15 protein-coding genes are annotated in these 13,897 nt (G+C 50.1%); 4 read left to right on the plus strand and 11 right to left on the minus strand.

What is annotated here, in order from left to right; translation table 11 throughout:
* Window positions 1-27 precede the first annotated feature (27 nt).
* On the plus strand, window positions 28-546 hold the full coding sequence (locus tag FQV43_RS00875) for an NUDIX domain-containing protein (RefSeq protein ID WP_144273704.1): 519 nt from the start codon (window positions 28-30) through the stop codon (window positions 544-546).
* Here the strand turns inward: FQV43_RS00875 and FQV43_RS00880 are convergent.
* The 5 genes from FQV43_RS00880 to FQV43_RS00900 are packed head-to-tail and all read right to left on the minus strand — an operon-like array spanning window position 532 to window position 5,557.
* The gene (locus FQV43_RS00880; RefSeq protein ID WP_144273705.1) at window positions 532-1,632 is read right to left on the minus strand and encodes a hypothetical protein; all 1,101 of its coding nucleotides are present in this window, start codon (window positions 1,630-1,632) and stop codon (window positions 532-534) included. The two genes, FQV43_RS00875 and FQV43_RS00880, sit on opposite strands and share 15 nt — an antisense overlap.
* 23 nt (window positions 1,633-1,655) lie before the next feature.
* Window positions 1,656-3,152: a cardiolipin synthase gene (gene cls, locus FQV43_RS00885; RefSeq protein ID WP_146338197.1), complete on the minus strand. Its 1,497-nt coding sequence runs from the start codon at window positions 3,150-3,152 to the stop codon at window positions 1,656-1,658.
* 15 nt (window positions 3,153-3,167) lie between these two features.
* Window positions 3,168-3,938: an exodeoxyribonuclease III gene (locus FQV43_RS00890; protein WP_144273707.1), complete on the minus strand. Its 771-nt coding sequence runs from the start codon at window positions 3,936-3,938 to the stop codon at window positions 3,168-3,170.
* Between the two features lie 19 nt (window positions 3,939-3,957).
* A complete protein-coding gene (locus tag FQV43_RS00895) occupies window positions 3,958-4,953 on the minus strand; it encodes a GNAT family N-acetyltransferase (RefSeq protein ID WP_146338199.1) in 996 nt (331 codons plus the stop codon).
* A 1-nt stretch (window position 4,954) separates the two neighbouring features.
* Window positions 4,955-5,557, minus strand: coding sequence for a peptide deformylase (locus FQV43_RS00900; protein WP_146338202.1), 603 nt, complete (start codon window positions 5,555-5,557; stop codon window positions 4,955-4,957).
* A gap of 17 nt (window positions 5,558-5,574) precedes the next feature.
* Between FQV43_RS00900 and FQV43_RS00905 the strand changes: the two genes are divergently transcribed.
* Genes FQV43_RS00905 through FQV43_RS00915 form a run of 3 tightly spaced genes read left to right on the plus strand, consistent with a single transcriptional unit; the run spans window position 5,575 to window position 7,659 of the window.
* Window positions 5,575-5,835, plus strand: coding sequence for a DUF3263 domain-containing protein (locus tag FQV43_RS00905; RefSeq protein WP_146338203.1), 261 nt, complete (start codon window positions 5,575-5,577; stop codon window positions 5,833-5,835).
* 4 nt (window positions 5,836-5,839) lie between these two features.
* On the plus strand, window positions 5,840-6,511 hold the full coding sequence (locus FQV43_RS00910) for a LytR C-terminal domain-containing protein (RefSeq protein WP_146338205.1): 672 nt from the start codon (window positions 5,840-5,842) through the stop codon (window positions 6,509-6,511).
* 17 nt (window positions 6,512-6,528) lie between these two features.
* Window positions 6,529-7,659, plus strand: a complete 1,131-nt coding sequence (locus FQV43_RS00915) for a glutamate--cysteine ligase (RefSeq protein WP_144273712.1) — start codon at window positions 6,529-6,531, stop codon at window positions 7,657-7,659.
* Here the strand turns inward: FQV43_RS00915 and FQV43_RS00920 are convergent.
* Genes FQV43_RS00920 through FQV43_RS00945 form a run of 6 tightly spaced genes read right to left on the minus strand, consistent with a single transcriptional unit; the run spans window position 7,656 to window position 13,896 of the window.
* Window positions 7,656-8,036, minus strand: coding sequence for a monovalent cation/H(+) antiporter subunit G (locus FQV43_RS00920; RefSeq protein WP_144273713.1), 381 nt, complete (start codon window positions 8,034-8,036; stop codon window positions 7,656-7,658). The two genes, FQV43_RS00915 and FQV43_RS00920, sit on opposite strands and share 4 nt — an antisense overlap.
* Complete coding sequence (locus tag FQV43_RS00925; RefSeq protein WP_144273714.1) at window positions 8,033-8,314, minus strand: monovalent cation/H+ antiporter complex subunit F; 282 nt, start codon at window positions 8,312-8,314, stop codon at window positions 8,033-8,035. Before FQV43_RS00925 ends, FQV43_RS00920 begins: the two co-directional genes overlap by 4 nt.
* Window positions 8,304-8,825 carry a Na+/H+ antiporter subunit E gene (locus FQV43_RS00930; RefSeq protein WP_146338207.1) on the minus strand — a complete coding sequence of 174 codons (522 nt, stop codon included), beginning with the start codon at window positions 8,823-8,825 and terminating at the stop codon, window positions 8,304-8,306. The genes FQV43_RS00925 and FQV43_RS00930 overlap by 11 nt, the downstream gene beginning before the upstream one ends.
* On the minus strand, window positions 8,822-10,501 hold the full coding sequence (locus tag FQV43_RS00935; RefSeq protein WP_146338209.1) for a Na+/H+ antiporter subunit D: 1,680 nt from the start codon (window positions 10,499-10,501) through the stop codon (window positions 8,822-8,824). Before FQV43_RS00935 ends, FQV43_RS00930 begins: the two co-directional genes overlap by 4 nt.
* Window positions 10,494-10,985, minus strand: coding sequence for a Na(+)/H(+) antiporter subunit C (locus FQV43_RS00940; protein ID WP_144273717.1), 492 nt, complete (start codon window positions 10,983-10,985; stop codon window positions 10,494-10,496). The genes FQV43_RS00935 and FQV43_RS00940 overlap by 8 nt, the downstream gene beginning before the upstream one ends.
* Window positions 10,975-13,896, minus strand: a complete 2,922-nt coding sequence (locus FQV43_RS00945) for a Na+/H+ antiporter subunit A (protein WP_146338210.1) — start codon at window positions 13,894-13,896, stop codon at window positions 10,975-10,977. The genes FQV43_RS00940 and FQV43_RS00945 overlap by 11 nt, the downstream gene beginning before the upstream one ends.
* Window position 13,897: the final 1 nt, after the last annotated feature.

Here is a 13,897-nt window from a genome sequence, read left to right on the forward strand (position 1 = left end):
AGCCAATGACGTAAGGAAGCTGCAGCTGTGAAACAAGAAAACTCAAGTGCATCATGGGCAGCAGGGCCAAATAATACACGCTTATGGGGTAGTAGAGGAGCAGCAGGATTATTACTTGTAGCTCCCGACAGTAGCGGAAAATGGTCGGTGCTCATGCAACATCGCGCAGCATGGACTGCACAAGGAGACACGTGGGCATTGCCAGGCGGGGCGCGAGAACCGTACGAGAGTGTGATCGAAGCAGCATTGCGTGAAGCCCAAGAAGAAACAGGAATTACCCCAGAACAGGTGCACGTTATAGAGGCTCTTATCACCGCAGGGCCTTTTCCTGCCGATCCAGCGCGCCCAGAATTAGCTGGCGGGTGGACATATACCACTGTTATTGCTCGTGCCATGCACCAATTAACAGTGGTGCCCAATGCTGAGTCGGCGGAATTGCGTTGGGTGGATTGGGATGAAGTCACCGAGCTGAAACTGTTGCCGGCTTTTGCCCAGGCTTGGCCTGGGTTGAAAGAAAAACTTGGGCAATTATTATGTCAGGAATAGTGCAGCGGGGATGGCAAACCATACGAGAAACAGCACTAAGTTACTCAGGAAGAAATGCCGTTGCATAAGGTGAGCGCAGTAGTCGGCAAGCCTCATCAGACCAAAGCGTAGTTGTGGGATGAGCAGTACCAAAAACGCAATAACCACGTTGAATAGAACATGGACGAGGGCTACATGAAGGGCAGCGGGACTGGTATGGGATAAGCTAAAGCTGACAAAAATACCGCTGATAGTGGTACCCATATTGGCGCCAATAATGACTGCCAGACTAACGCGTTCACTAAGACAGCGACGCGACGCCATGGCTGTCACAGCAGTAACCGTAGTGGAGGAAGTGCCCACTAGAATTGTCACTAATGCTCCAGCAGCAAGGCCAATGCTGGTGCCTAAGTTGCCAGCCCTTTCCAAGATGCCAAACCCAGTACCAGCAACAATACGGGCGCTGAGTGTGGCAATGAGACGTATGCATAGCACTGCCAGGAATGAGCAGCCCATAATTATGGCGATAGATGCCATGATGGAGTGCTTGCCTACAGATAACCAAGGTGCTGCTGAGAAAGAATGAGTGGAAAAAGAACCAATAGCTGGACTTAATGCCTGAGCAAGTTGAGAAAACGGCTGAAAACTCAGCTCTAAGGGGATGGCAATGAGTAACCCGCAAGTGTTAAAGAGCACATGGAGCAAACTGGCTTTTTTTGCTGCGATATTGCCGGGGAATATGTTGGACAGCAATAGGGGAGACAGTGTTGTTCCTAGGTTGATGCCAAAAATGATAAACACTGCCACAGAGGTTTCTACGGTACCAGCGCTGACAAAATAGATAGTGGCAATAGAAATCGCAGTGGATGATTGCACCACTGCGGTAGCAAAAATTCCCAGCGCAAAGGCAGTAAGTAAATTGAGATTGTGCGGCAAATCGAAGTCCATGATAATGCCTAGGAGCGTGTCGATAAGCACGCTGAGGCTCATGCCCAAGGCAAAAATCAGACCAAAGATAAGCAGCCAATGCAACAGCTCACTAAGGCGCGTCCATGCTGTAGCATGGGCGTTGATTCTGGGGCTGTCATAGCGTTGGGGCACGGACATTAGGGTAGCAGGAAAATATCCACTTACTGCAAAGCAGAGGTCAGTCGCATGACATTATCAACATAGCGGCACGCTAAACTGCGTTTTTTCCATTCCGTTAGCGACAACTCTCGACACTGAGTGCGATATTCTTGCGACAGCGCATTAAGCTGGCTAATGATATTACCGCGCGTGCTCATCAGAGAAATCTCATAGTTCAGACCAAAGCTGCGCATATCCATATTAGAAGAAGAACCAATCACGCCAATCGCACCATCACCGGCATCTGGGTCGGCAAGTAAAAACTTAGAATGGAGCACGGCTGGTTTTCGATATAAAAAGATCCTCACACCTGCTTCTAATAGAGTCTGATAATAAGAGCACTGAGCATGGTGCACCATGAATTGATCGCCCTGCTCACTGACATAAAGTTCCACTTCAACACCACGATAGGCTGCCGACGTTACTGCTTCGGTCATAGATTCATCAGGGATAAAATAAGGCGAGCACATGATGAGCCGCTTTTTTGCATGGTGAATAATGGAATTAAACATCCGCAGGTTCGGCTCAGTATGGTATCCCGGTCCTGAAGGAATAAGCTGCACTACATTTGCCGAAGTATCGTGCTCTTGACGCGGAATTGCAGGGGCTGGCACATTATCGTCAATAACAAGCAACTCCTCTGATTCGGTGTACCAATCGATCGCAAAAATATAATTCATCGACGACACTACCGGCCCAGAAAGTTCCACCATCACATCGACCCAATGCCGCCCAATCCTGCGATTGCTGCGCATAAGATAGCTGGAGTCAATCATATTTTGTGAGCCCATAAAGCCGCGGATGCCGTCGATAATGAGCATCTTGCGGTGGTTACGCAGGTCTGGGCGGCGAAAACGCCACCGCCACGGTTGTAAAGGTAACATCAGGTGCCAACTCACGCCGATCGCATTAAGTTTGCGCCCCAATGTGCGATAACCAGGATATTTCCAACTACCCACATGGTCGAATAGCACGCGCACTTCTACTCCACGAGCTACAGCCCGCTCTAATGCCCGAAAGAACACATCTGTGGTGTGATCCCACGCAAAAATATAAATCTCTGCATGAACATATTTTTGTGCTTTATCCACTGCCGCAGCCATTGCCTCAATAGTGCGCTCATAATCACTATGGATACCATGATTGATACCACTGAGTGCTGGCAGGGAAGTCAAAGCGCGATTCATCCGAATAATGGAGAGCAGCTCAGGGTCAGTGATAGTGTCAGCGGGAAAATCAGGTTCTCGCTCATGCACCTGTGCCATCATGTCATTTGCTTCTTGCTGCACCCGGTGACGTCTGCGGTTGATATAAGGGCTGCCCATGAGCAAGAACAGTGGTAATCCCACATAGGGCAACACCAAAATTGCCAATAGCCATGCCGTAGAAGAACTTGGCCTGCGCCCTTCAGGCACAAAACCAATAGCGACCAACTTAATACTGTAATCAATTGCCAACCCAATGGTTTGCCAGGAAGAAAGGTCGATATTAAAGTGCATTTTTAGTCTAGAATCTCACTCATCTTTATAGTCCACAATCACTGGGGCATGGTCGGAAGCACCTTTTCCTTTGCGCTCGTCAACGTCGATAAATGCTTGAGTAGCGCTTACTCCACGAGCCAACTGAAAATCAATCAGCATTCCCTGATTACGCTGAAACCGTCCTGCTTGATAATCCCAATAACTAAACCCTTCAGTAGGGGAAGTAAGAGATAATCCAGCATCAATGAGATTATCAAATGCTTGACGCTCTGGTTCAGTAATATGCGTCTTGTCAATGAAAGCCTCAATATCCCACACGTGTTTATCCTCAGGCGCGATATTAAAATCACCACTGAGCACCAACTTGTGCTCCGCACTGTGCGTGACATAGTCGGCAAGGCTATAGAGCCACCTCAGCTTATAGTCATAATGTGGGTCGGCTATCTCTCGCCCATTAGGGACATATAAACTCCACACGCGCACTCCCTGACACAGTGCAGATAACGCACGTGCTTCTCTGGCTTGTCGTTGAGCCGGGTCTTTATTAAAACCAGGTTGATGTGGAAAATGCTCGCATACATCAGTCAAACCAACCCGAGAAATAAGCGCTACTCCATTCCACTGATTATGACCCAGGTGAGCAACCTGATAACCACATTCCTCGAATGCCTGATAAGGGAACTGCTCATCTTTGCACTTTGTTTCTTGAACCGTCAATACATCAACATCATGGCGAGCAAGAAAAGCCACCATGCGATCAACTCTGGTACGCGCAGAGTTTACATTCCAGTTCGCAATACGCATACCACAAGACTACATAGTTTTAGTGGGCATTATGAGCGATAGTGGCGTATCGATGACGATGATGTTCCACAAACCCTAACTTCTGGTACAAACCAATACCAGCATGATTCGACTCAAGCACGTGCAAATAGGCATAGTCAGCACCGAGTGCCTGCCCCCACCCGAGCATATGAATCCCCAGATCAGTACCCAAGCCACGACGTCGCCAAGCGGGAGCAACTTCTACTGCAGAATATCCTAAATACTGCTTGCCCCCAGCCTCAGTGATCGTGCCACGGGTAATGGCAACAATCTGCCCAGCGTCATCGCACAAAGCCCCAAAGCCCATCTGACCATCAATTTCGGCGCACAGCAATTCGAGGGCACGCGCAGGTAATGCCTGACCACGAAAATGATACAGGTCAAGCCAATGCTTGCTTGGAGTAGCGTCAAGCTGGAACCGTAACGTGGTCTTTGGGGCAGGAATATCGGCAAGATCCCTGGTCATCACAATGATTTCCGGACCTAGCTCCCAGTCTTGGCTCTGTGCCAGTTTTTGCGCCGGACGCGCAATACGCTCTGGGATAAGAAGTTGCGGCACCAGATTATGCTCACGATAAAATTGCGTGATCTCCTCCAACGGCACCGGGCTAAATAATGCTGCACTGCCCAGGGGAGCTGCCGAGTTAGAACGCTCAGTAATACCATCCCCAGCGCGTAATAACCATTGCCCACACCACGTGTGCTCAAGACCTGGAAAAGCCTTTGCATAAGCACGTTCAATATCACGAATCTGCGAATTACGCACAGTGCGTGGACTCAGTTTCCGCACAACCGCAATATCATCGCGCGCAATGACAATTTCAGACGCACTAGATGGAAAACCACCTACTTTTTGTGGTCGAAGCACCACGTGATCCTCAGATACCGAGACAACATGACCAATGACATCAGTGTGATGATTTCCCGCTTTCCGACGCACCACCACACGTTGCCCAGCTGCCAGATTCCAATCCGGTGATACAGAACGAAACATACTAATCGTCGAGATCGTCGTGCCCAAAAGGATCAGGATCCACCCCAGGCAACCAGGTAGCACCAGGGGTTGTCCAACCATTACGTTTAATTATTTTCTTTGCAGCACGCTTCCACCTGCCAATGAGAGTATCCGTGTACACATAACCATCAAGATGCCCAACTTCATGCTGCAAACATCGAGCAAAAAATCCATAGCCCTCCACGCTTACTTCATCACCATGCTCATCAAGACCTGTCACACGTGCCCAGTGCGCGCGCCCAGTAGGAAAGCCCTCACCTGGTAGCGATAAGCAGCCCTCATCATCGCTGCCGTCGTCGGCAGGCATAGTAACCGGCAGCTCAGAAGTCTCCAAAACTGGATTGATAACGCACCCGCGTCGAATGTGTATCTCACCAGATTCATCCTCATCAGGACAGTTGTAAACAAATAAACGCTTTGCGACGCCAATCTGGTTTGCCGCCAACCCAACACCGTGGGCTGCATCCATTGTTTCGTACATATCAGCAATGAGTTCTTGCAACTGACTGAGTGGCTCAGTGACTGGGGCAGTGGGATTGTGGAGCACGGGATCACCGTGGATAACAATGGGACGAACAGACATGATTTACAGTGTAAAGCATGAATAGCCCGCGTGGAGAACAGTTAAGCAGCCTAGAACTAATTGAGTATGAGAACACGGCACCTCGTACTATAACTAAAAAAGAAGAATCCATTAGACAAGAATTGGGAATAAGCCCGGTGCGCTATTATCAGTTGCTCAACCGCGCACTTGAACAACCAGAGGTAATGGAACACTATCCGGTATTAGCCTCACGATTAAGACGCAAACGAGATAGACGCGCGCAGCGAAGATCTCAAGCTAGACACAGAGATGGGTAAGATAATGAGCGTGAATGAACGGCAAGAAAACACTCAAGGTGCCCCGCTAAGAGCGATGGCAATGATTCTTATTACAGTCGCTATTGTTTTGGCAGCATGGGGAGTCTATTCCCTTGTCAACAAAAAGTCAGACGATAGTGCCGGTGACGTAAATGCACAAGAACAATTAGCCTCTTATGCAGCGCAACAATCCCAAGCAGCAATAGCACGCGCCCAGCAACAAGCACAACAACAAGCAGCTGGCGCTGCTGCGCAAACCCCAGAACCGGCACCAGTGCCAGAAACACAGGAGCCTACACCGCCACTAGCTGCCAGTGCTGTGGAAAGTACACCTGAGCAGACTCCAAAGAAAGAAAAAATAGATCGCACAAAAGACGCGAAAGATATGCGTCTCTACATCTACAACAACTCCACAGAAAGCGGTTTAGCTGCGCGAACCAAAGATAAACTCAGCGCGGAAGGCTGGACAGTTGGAGCCTCCGGTAACTACCAAGAACCAATCCACGCACAAACAACGGTATATTTCACTCCGGGCAATGAAGCAGAAGAAACCGCTGCTAGGGAACTAGCAACTCGTCTCGGCGGCATTGCAGCACCACGCAATGACACATTGCCAGCAGAAAGCAACCAGAACAATTCCGTTGTAATCGTGCTGACCCAAAACACCACTCTCTAACTTAAGGCAGTACGCGTATGAGCCAGGTCTTTCACCCATCGCCACACCCTACCTTGGGTGTTGAATGGGAAATTGCTCTCATCGACCCCGCCACCTGTGATCTTGTGCCCAGGGCTGGTGAGGTCATTGATCTCGTCGTAAAGCACAACCCAGATATACACCTGGAACGTGAATTTCTTGCCAACACCATCGAGATCGTGACCCCAGTGTGTCACACTGTGCCAGAAGCCATAAAGTATATCGACCGGGCTACCACTGCATTAACCCACGCCGCCACCCAGCTTGACCTGCGCCTCTGGTCATCGGGTTCCCACCCCTTTAGTGATTTCCGCTCCCAACCAGTAAGCGACAAAGGCAGCTACGCCGAAATCATCGAGCGCACTCAATACTGGGGAAACCAAATGCTCATCTGGGGCATTCACGTACACGTGGGTATCTCTGAACGCGAACGAGTCTGGCCAATCATCAACGCCATGCTCACCATGTATCCACACATATTGGCATTGGGGGCATCCTCACCAGGATGGGATGGCATTGATACCGGCTATGCCTCCAACCGCACCATGCTGTATCAACAATTACCCACAGCAGGACTTCCTTATCAATTTGCCAACTGGCAGCAGTGGGAATCCTATATGAAAGACCAGGATAAATCCGGGGTCATTAACCACACCGGCAGTATGCACTTTGATATCCGCCCAGCTGGAAAATGGGGCACAATTGAAGTCCGCATAAGCGACGCCACAAGCAACATTCGTGAACTTTCCGCCATCGTTGCGCTTACCCATTGCCTCATTGTGTATTTCGACCGCATGATTGACCGTGGCGAAGAACTCCCTACGCTGCAAGATTGGCATATCGCAGAAAATAAATGGCGCGCTGCCCGCTATGGGCTAGACGCACTCATCATTACCTCACGCGACACAGACGAATGTCCGGTCACGCAAGACCTTGCACATTGGATAACCCGCCTCGACGATATCGCCCAAGAACTTGATTGCGCACCAGAACTAGCCCTCATCCATGAAATTATTGCCCGAGGAGCCGGCTACCAACGCCAGCGCACGCTCTTTGAGCGCACCCAGTCCTGGGCAGATGTTGTGGCAGCCACAAGTGCAGAGCTAGACACCTTGCGCCCAATACGCTAAGTGCGTCGAATAGCACGCTCAGCTGGAGCCTCATTGCGAGCCATAGTTTCCGGTTGCCCATAGAGCGCTTCACGACGCACCAGCCGTCCCACACGCTGCCCAGTAATAGGGCTAGTGATCAAGGTGAAAAACACCAATAACACTAAGACACCCATATCGCTGCGGTGCACCTCAGGCACACTGAGCAAGCGCAACAATGCGCCGATAACGGTAAGAACCAACCCCAATGTTTGTGGTTTGGTAATAGCATGAACACGCGAGAGACTATCCTTAAAGCGGACTAAACCGACAGCCGCTGACAGGACAAAAATTGCGCCGAGGAAAATGAAAGCCAAGGATAAAATATCGAGAATCAAGTTTGTGTCGGCGGTATTCATGAGCGTGCCTCGTCTCTTTTACGGAACCTAGTAATAGATACTGTGGAAATAAACCCGACTAGAGCAATGACAATCATGGCATTGGAGATGGTACTGTCGAGCGAAAAACAAATATAGGTGGCAAAAGCGCATTGGAGCATAGCTGCTAACCCGTCCATGCCCAATAGTCGATCAATGGAGTTTGGTCCTGCAAGAATGCGATAACTGGTCAGGATAAAAGAAACAGCAAAAATAACCGCAATCGCAAATAAGAAGTGATTATACAGCTCAGGATCCATGATTACTCCTCTCAAAAGCGCGAATGAATTGTCGCTCTAGTCTGGCAATATCAGCACGCTGTTGCATAATTTTTTCTGGCGAATGTGCATCTAGGAGATGGACAGTCCATACTCTATTACCTACGTCGATATCGGTCACCGAACCACCAGGCTGCAAGTTATACAAGCTCGTGGCGAGGGCAAAAATCAATTCACTTTCCACGCGCATAGGCACTTGCACAATAGCCGTTTTCGGTGGTGCTTGTGGGCGCAGCGCGAGCCAACTTACGCTACAGGCTCCACGAACCAGTCCGATGAGCCAGATCAATGCCAAGCGGAGAAGTTCGCGATAATTGATGTGGATATTGCCACGAGGAATTGCTGGTAACGGCAGTGCAAACATGACTAAACACCCCAGCACGGCTCCCGCTAAAACATGAGCGACGGTGAGTGCGCCTTGAAGCAGTACCCACATAATGATTGCCCACAATAAAAACCACGGGCGAATTCTTCGTCGGAGTTTATGTATCATGCTCCCTCCCCAGATTCACGGCGATCCCTGCCATCATCGAGACGCTTTTGTTCCAGAGTACGCGTTGGTGCTTTGTGCGTATCTCCCAAAACTGCCTGCTGATAAATGCTGGTATTTTGTGCAGACTCGGCAGCACGCGTAGTCACTGCTAACACTGGACCTGCCACAAAGGTTAAGCCCAAAGAAGTAGCCACCAAGGCGATTGTCGCTGCAATCATACCAGTGGGTGCTCGCCCGACATCATCGCGTTCCGTGAGGGCAATTTCATCGCGGAGGTCGCGTAACACCGCAGGGTGTGCCATAGCTGTGCTGCCCTCTGGGGCGTCGGCACGGTCGCGCCAAAATGCCTTTGCCCATACCACGACCATTGTGTAGAGGGTCAATAAGCTGGTGATAACTGCACCAATAATCAGCACCCAATTGAGGACACCACCTTGGTTGGCCGCTGCTTGTAGCAGCACAATTTTGCCCAAAAATCCAGAAAATGGCGGAATACCACCGAGGTTGAGCGCTGGAATTAAATACAGAGCGCCAAGGATAGGGAAAGAACGTGCAAGAGAGCCTAGTCGACGCAGTGAAGATGAGCCAGCTTGTCGTTCAATTAAGCCGACGACGAGGAATAATGTGGTTTGCACCAAGATATGATGCACGGCATAGAAAATAGCGCCAGATAAGCCTTGAGCAGTACCTAACGCAACGCCCAGAATCATATAACCGATATGGCTGACCAGGGTAAAACTCATGAGACGCTTAATGTCGGATTGTGCCATTGCACCTAAAATACCTACCAGCATGGTGGCGAGGGCAACCCAGAGCAGTACAGTATCCAAGCTGCCGTCGATGAACACTGTGGAACGCATCCGAATAATCGAATACACGCCTACTTTGGTGAGAAGCCCAGCAAAGACTGCTGTCACTAGGGAAGGGGCAGTGGGATAAGAATCAGGCAGCCAGTTCTCCAATGGGAACACTGCTGCTTTAATGCCGAAAGCGACCAAGAGTACCGAAAAGATCATGGCGGTGGTTCCAGAGGGAACAGAATCCATGCGCTGGGAGATTTGCGCCATATTGAGCGTGCCTACTGCGGCATATACTAAGGCCAACCCGAGGAGGAAGATGAAAGAGGAAGCCATGGATACCATCACGTAGCTCACCCCAGCGCGTACCCTGGCAGCAGAAGCCGATAAGGTAAGCAACACGTAGGAAGCGACCAGAAAAATCTCAAAGCCCACGTAGAGATTGAACAAATCACCAGCCAAGAAGGATAAATTGATGCCCATTGTGAGCAAAAGATATGTGGGGAGGAATACCGCTACTGGATCTTCTTCACCACCATCGCGGATACCTTGGGCAATGGCATACCACATTACGCAAAAGAGGACGAGGGAGGAAACGCTGAGCATGAGCGTCGATAAGCGATCGGCTACTAGGGTAATACCTATCGGAGCATCCCAACCACCGATTTGTACTGTTTGGATACCTTCTTGGTCGACGACAAAAAGCATACTCACATTGAGCGCAATCAATAAAAACAGCAACACAATGGTCACCGTGCGCTGAGTCCGCGGAAAAGGACTCAAGAGCAATACCAAAGCCGCGCCAATGGCAGGTAAGAGGACCGGCAGCGGAATCATAAGGGGCAGCCAGGCTAGTAAGAAGGAGTAAAGATCACTCATCAGTATCTCCTTTCACCGGTGCCTCAAAGGATTTGGGGCCAAAGTTATCGCCGCTAGCACCCAGGCGTCCCGTACTGGGATCGGCAGACGCATCATGATCGGGAGCTGCCGCGGCAATGGCTGGTCGTGCTGCAATAGCGGTATCTTCAGCATCATCATCAATCAAATCTTGGGTGCGATAACGATATTGACGATAAGCAAGTGCCAGGATAAAAGCAGTCATTGCCATAGAGATCACAATGGCAGTCAAAATCATGCCTTGGGCAAGTGGGTCAGCTACAGTGTCGCCAAACAGTAGCGACTGACGTCCTTTAATAGGCGCAGAACCAGGGTTACCACCTGCCATGAGCAGCAAGAGGTTGATTCCATTGCCCACTAATAGCAGCCCAAGCATCATTTTGGTCATGGCGCGGTCGAGGAGTAGATACACCCCAGCTGAGATGAGTGCCGCGGCTGCTAGGAGTAGAGAAAAATTAGCGACCACTGGGTACCTCCATCTCTTTTTGTTCATGCAGTTTTTTGCGCAAATGGCGTGCTCGGTCGCGTGCTCGTTGTTTACGCATATGCTCGTCTTCATCTAGTTGCACACCGAGGGAACCGAGGATGGCGACGACCAAACCAATAACAATGAGATACACACCAGCGTCAAAAACAAGTACAGAAGATAGTGAAGCAGTGCCAATATGCGGTATATGTACTGGATAATAGAGCGAGGTGAGCAGCGGATACCCAAAGAATAAGGGGGCAATAGCACTGATGGCACTCAACAATAAGCCAACACCAAGAACGCGTGCTGCATCAATGGGGAATGTTTCTTCTAGTTCTGCTTTGCCACCTGCCAAGTAGCGCAGCACAATACCTAAGCTAGCCACAAGACCGCCGGCAAAACCACCGCCGGGGGCATTGTGACCAGCAAAGAAGAAATACAGACTCAATATCATGATGGTGGGGAAGAGCAGCCGTGTGGTCACATTGACCAGTAAGGAACGATTACGTGCGGTATCGGATTTTGCTGAAGCAAGCCACCGACGCCCTGTAGTGCTTAGGGTGGGTCGTCGAGATTCTCGTCGGAAAGTTCGGGTGCGGTACACCAGTGAGGCAACACCAATGGCAGCAATAACTAAAACGCTGATTTCGCCGAATGTATCCCAGGCGCGTATATCAACCAAGAGAACATTGACGGCATTTGCGCCATGACCGATCTCATAAGCAAGGTCAGGGATAGTGGTGGCAATGGAATCGAGAGTGCGGGCATTGATAGCGTAGGTGCTAAAAATGGTGACGGCAATGCCCACGGCAATAGAAAGCCATGCTCGGAATCGAATCGTTTTGGGGTGGGAGCGCCATTGTGTTTCTGCGGGGAATCGACGCAATACCAGCATGAATACTACGACGGTAATGGTTTCGACAAGCAACTGGGTAAGGGCTAAATCAGGTGCACCATAGGTGGCAAAGATGAAAGCTACCCCATAGCCCGTAGCGCCAACGAATAATAATCCTGATAACCGGTTATGCACGGTAGCTGCAGCAATAGCCATGATGACCATAATTCCTGCCGCTACTGCTTGCAGTGGCGTGGTCCACGCATCCATGCGGATGATAGTGCGCTCACCTATGAGTAGCGCAGCCATAGGCATTATGCACAGCACCACAAAGATAATGCCGAGGTTAAAAACCAAAGAACCACGCTGTGTTGAGGCAGTAAGACGCAGTGATATTGTGCGTAAAAATGCCAGGATTGTGTCATAGGCTGCGTTGGCGTCGCCAAGCGCTGGCTCAGAAAAATAGAGCTTTGCGACGGTCTTACGCTGCCAAAAGATAGCACAACCAGCAGTGATAATGCCGATGCTTATGAATAGAGCCACAGTCCACCCATGCCAGAGCGCTAAGTGCGGCATATGGGTGTTCTCTGGGAAAAGGGCGGAGATATGTACGCGGATTAGCGAACCGATGAGATCTGGGGCAACCCCAAAGACAAGGCACAGTGCACTCAATAGTGCAGGTGGTAGCCATAGTCGTGTGTGTAGCGTGTGCATCTGGGCAACTTTTGGTGCAATGCCGCCACCGCTGGAATGGGTAGTGTCTTTTGTGGCAAAAGCGCCGTGTAGGAAGTGTAAAGAATAAGCGACCGTCATGATTGAGCCAATAATTATGCCGGCTAGTACCATTTTTGCTGGCATACCGTGTAGTAATTGTTCATGCATGATGGTGCTGAGTACAGTTTCTTTTGCCACAAAACCATAGGTGGGGATAATACCTGCCATCGACGCTGTGGCAATGAGGGCGATTCCTGCCAATAGTGGTTGTTTTTTGCCTAGTCCAGATAGCTCTCGACAATCACGCGTGCCAGTGGTGTGGTCGATAGCTCCCACAACCATGAATAGGGTTGCCTTGAATAGACTATGGGCGAATGTGAGGGCAAGACCAGCGAATAAGGTTTCTTGGGAACCAATGCCGATGATTGTGGTGATGAAACCAAGTTGGCTGAGGGTGCCGTAGGCGAGGACTAATTTTAGGTCTTTTTGTCGCAAAGACATCCAGCCTGCCATGACCATGCTAAGAATTCCCAGCGGCATGATGACCACGTGCCATGCGCTTGAAAAATGTACTTCTGGGGCAAAGCGGGCAATGAGATAGATGCCTGCTTTGACCATTGCTGCTGAATGTAGATATGCAGAAACTGGGGTGGGGGCTGCCATTGCGCCTGGGAGCCAAAAGTGTGCCGGCGCAATGGCAGATTTGCTCAATGCGCCAATGAGAATGAAAACCAGGGCATAGGAAATGTGGTGTGTCCCTTCCAGTTCGGCTCCTGTCAAGGCACTGAGTGTCCACACATTAGTTTGTCTGCCCAACACAATGATGCCTACGAGCATCGCTAAGCCCCCAAGAGTGGTAATCATGAGTGCTTGGGTAGCTGCTCGACGAGATGAGGCGCGTTCGCCATAATAGCCTACGAGCAGGAAGGATAGTACAGAAGTTATTTCCCAAAAAACATAGAGGAGGAGCAAATTATCCGAGATAACGAGTCCGTACATTGCTAACGTAAACGCGCTCATATTTCCAGCGAACGCACGTAGCCTTACGGGGGCGGAATCAAAATAACCCCAGCAGTAAAATAGCACTAATGCGCCGATGCCAAGAATGATCAGGCTAAAAAATCCAGAAAGAGCATCGAGGCGGAAGCTGAGGTCAAGATGAGCGTTGCTCATCCAGTTATAGTGTGCGCCCAGGCTGCCGCCTGCGTCGAAAGTGCCTGAGGTAAAGAGGGTAAGTACCCAGATAAAACCACAGGCGGGCACGAGGGCGAGCAAGCCAAATGCTTTTTGCCCCAGCCGTGCGATGAGGAATGGGGCAAGAATAGAAGCGCCGGCGAGTGCAAAAAATAGGAAAAGCACT

This window comes from Corynebacterium sp. sy039, from assembly GCF_007904105.1.
Lineage (GTDB): Bacteria > Actinomycetota > Actinomycetes > Mycobacteriales > Mycobacteriaceae > Corynebacterium.

Bases quoted from the DNA above. Each gene is read 5' to 3' on its own strand.
- FQV43_RS00890 (WP_144273707.1), bottom strand. From the start codon at position 3,938: ATGCGTATTGCGAACTGGAATGTAAACTCTGCGCGTACCAGAGTTGAT.
- FQV43_RS00895 (WP_146338199.1), bottom strand. From the start codon at position 4,953: ATGTTTCGTTCTGTATCACCGGATTGGAATCTGGCAGCTGGGCAACGT.
- FQV43_RS00900 (WP_146338202.1), bottom strand. From the start codon at position 5,557: ATGTCTGTTCGTCCCATTGTTATCCACGGTGATCCCGTGCTCCACAAT.
- FQV43_RS00930 (WP_146338207.1), bottom strand. From the start codon at position 8,825: ATGATACATAAACTCCGACGAAGAATTCGCCCGTGGTTTTTATTGTGG.
- FQV43_RS00915 (WP_144273712.1), top strand. From the start codon at position 6,529: ATGAGCCAGGTCTTTCACCCATCGCCACACCCTACCTTGGGTGTTGAA.
- FQV43_RS00910 (WP_146338205.1), top strand. From the start codon at position 5,840: ATGAGCGTGAATGAACGGCAAGAAAACACTCAAGGTGCCCCGCTAAGA.
- FQV43_RS00925 (WP_144273714.1), bottom strand. From the start codon at position 8,314: ATGGATCCTGAGCTGTATAATCACTTCTTATTTGCGATTGCGGTTATT.
- FQV43_RS00880 (WP_144273705.1), bottom strand. From the start codon at position 1,632: ATGTCCGTGCCCCAACGCTATGACAGCCCCAGAATCAACGCCCATGCT.
- FQV43_RS00935 (WP_146338209.1), bottom strand. From the start codon at position 10,501: ATGAGTGATCTTTACTCCTTCTTACTAGCCTGGCTGCCCCTTATGATT.
- cls (WP_146338197.1), bottom strand. From the start codon at position 3,152: ATGCACTTTAATATCGACCTTTCTTCCTGGCAAACCATTGGGTTGGCA.
- FQV43_RS00920 (WP_144273713.1), bottom strand. From the start codon at position 8,036: ATGAATACCGCCGACACAAACTTGATTCTCGATATTTTATCCTTGGCT.
- FQV43_RS00905 (WP_146338203.1), top strand. From the start codon at position 5,575: ATGAATAGCCCGCGTGGAGAACAGTTAAGCAGCCTAGAACTAATTGAG.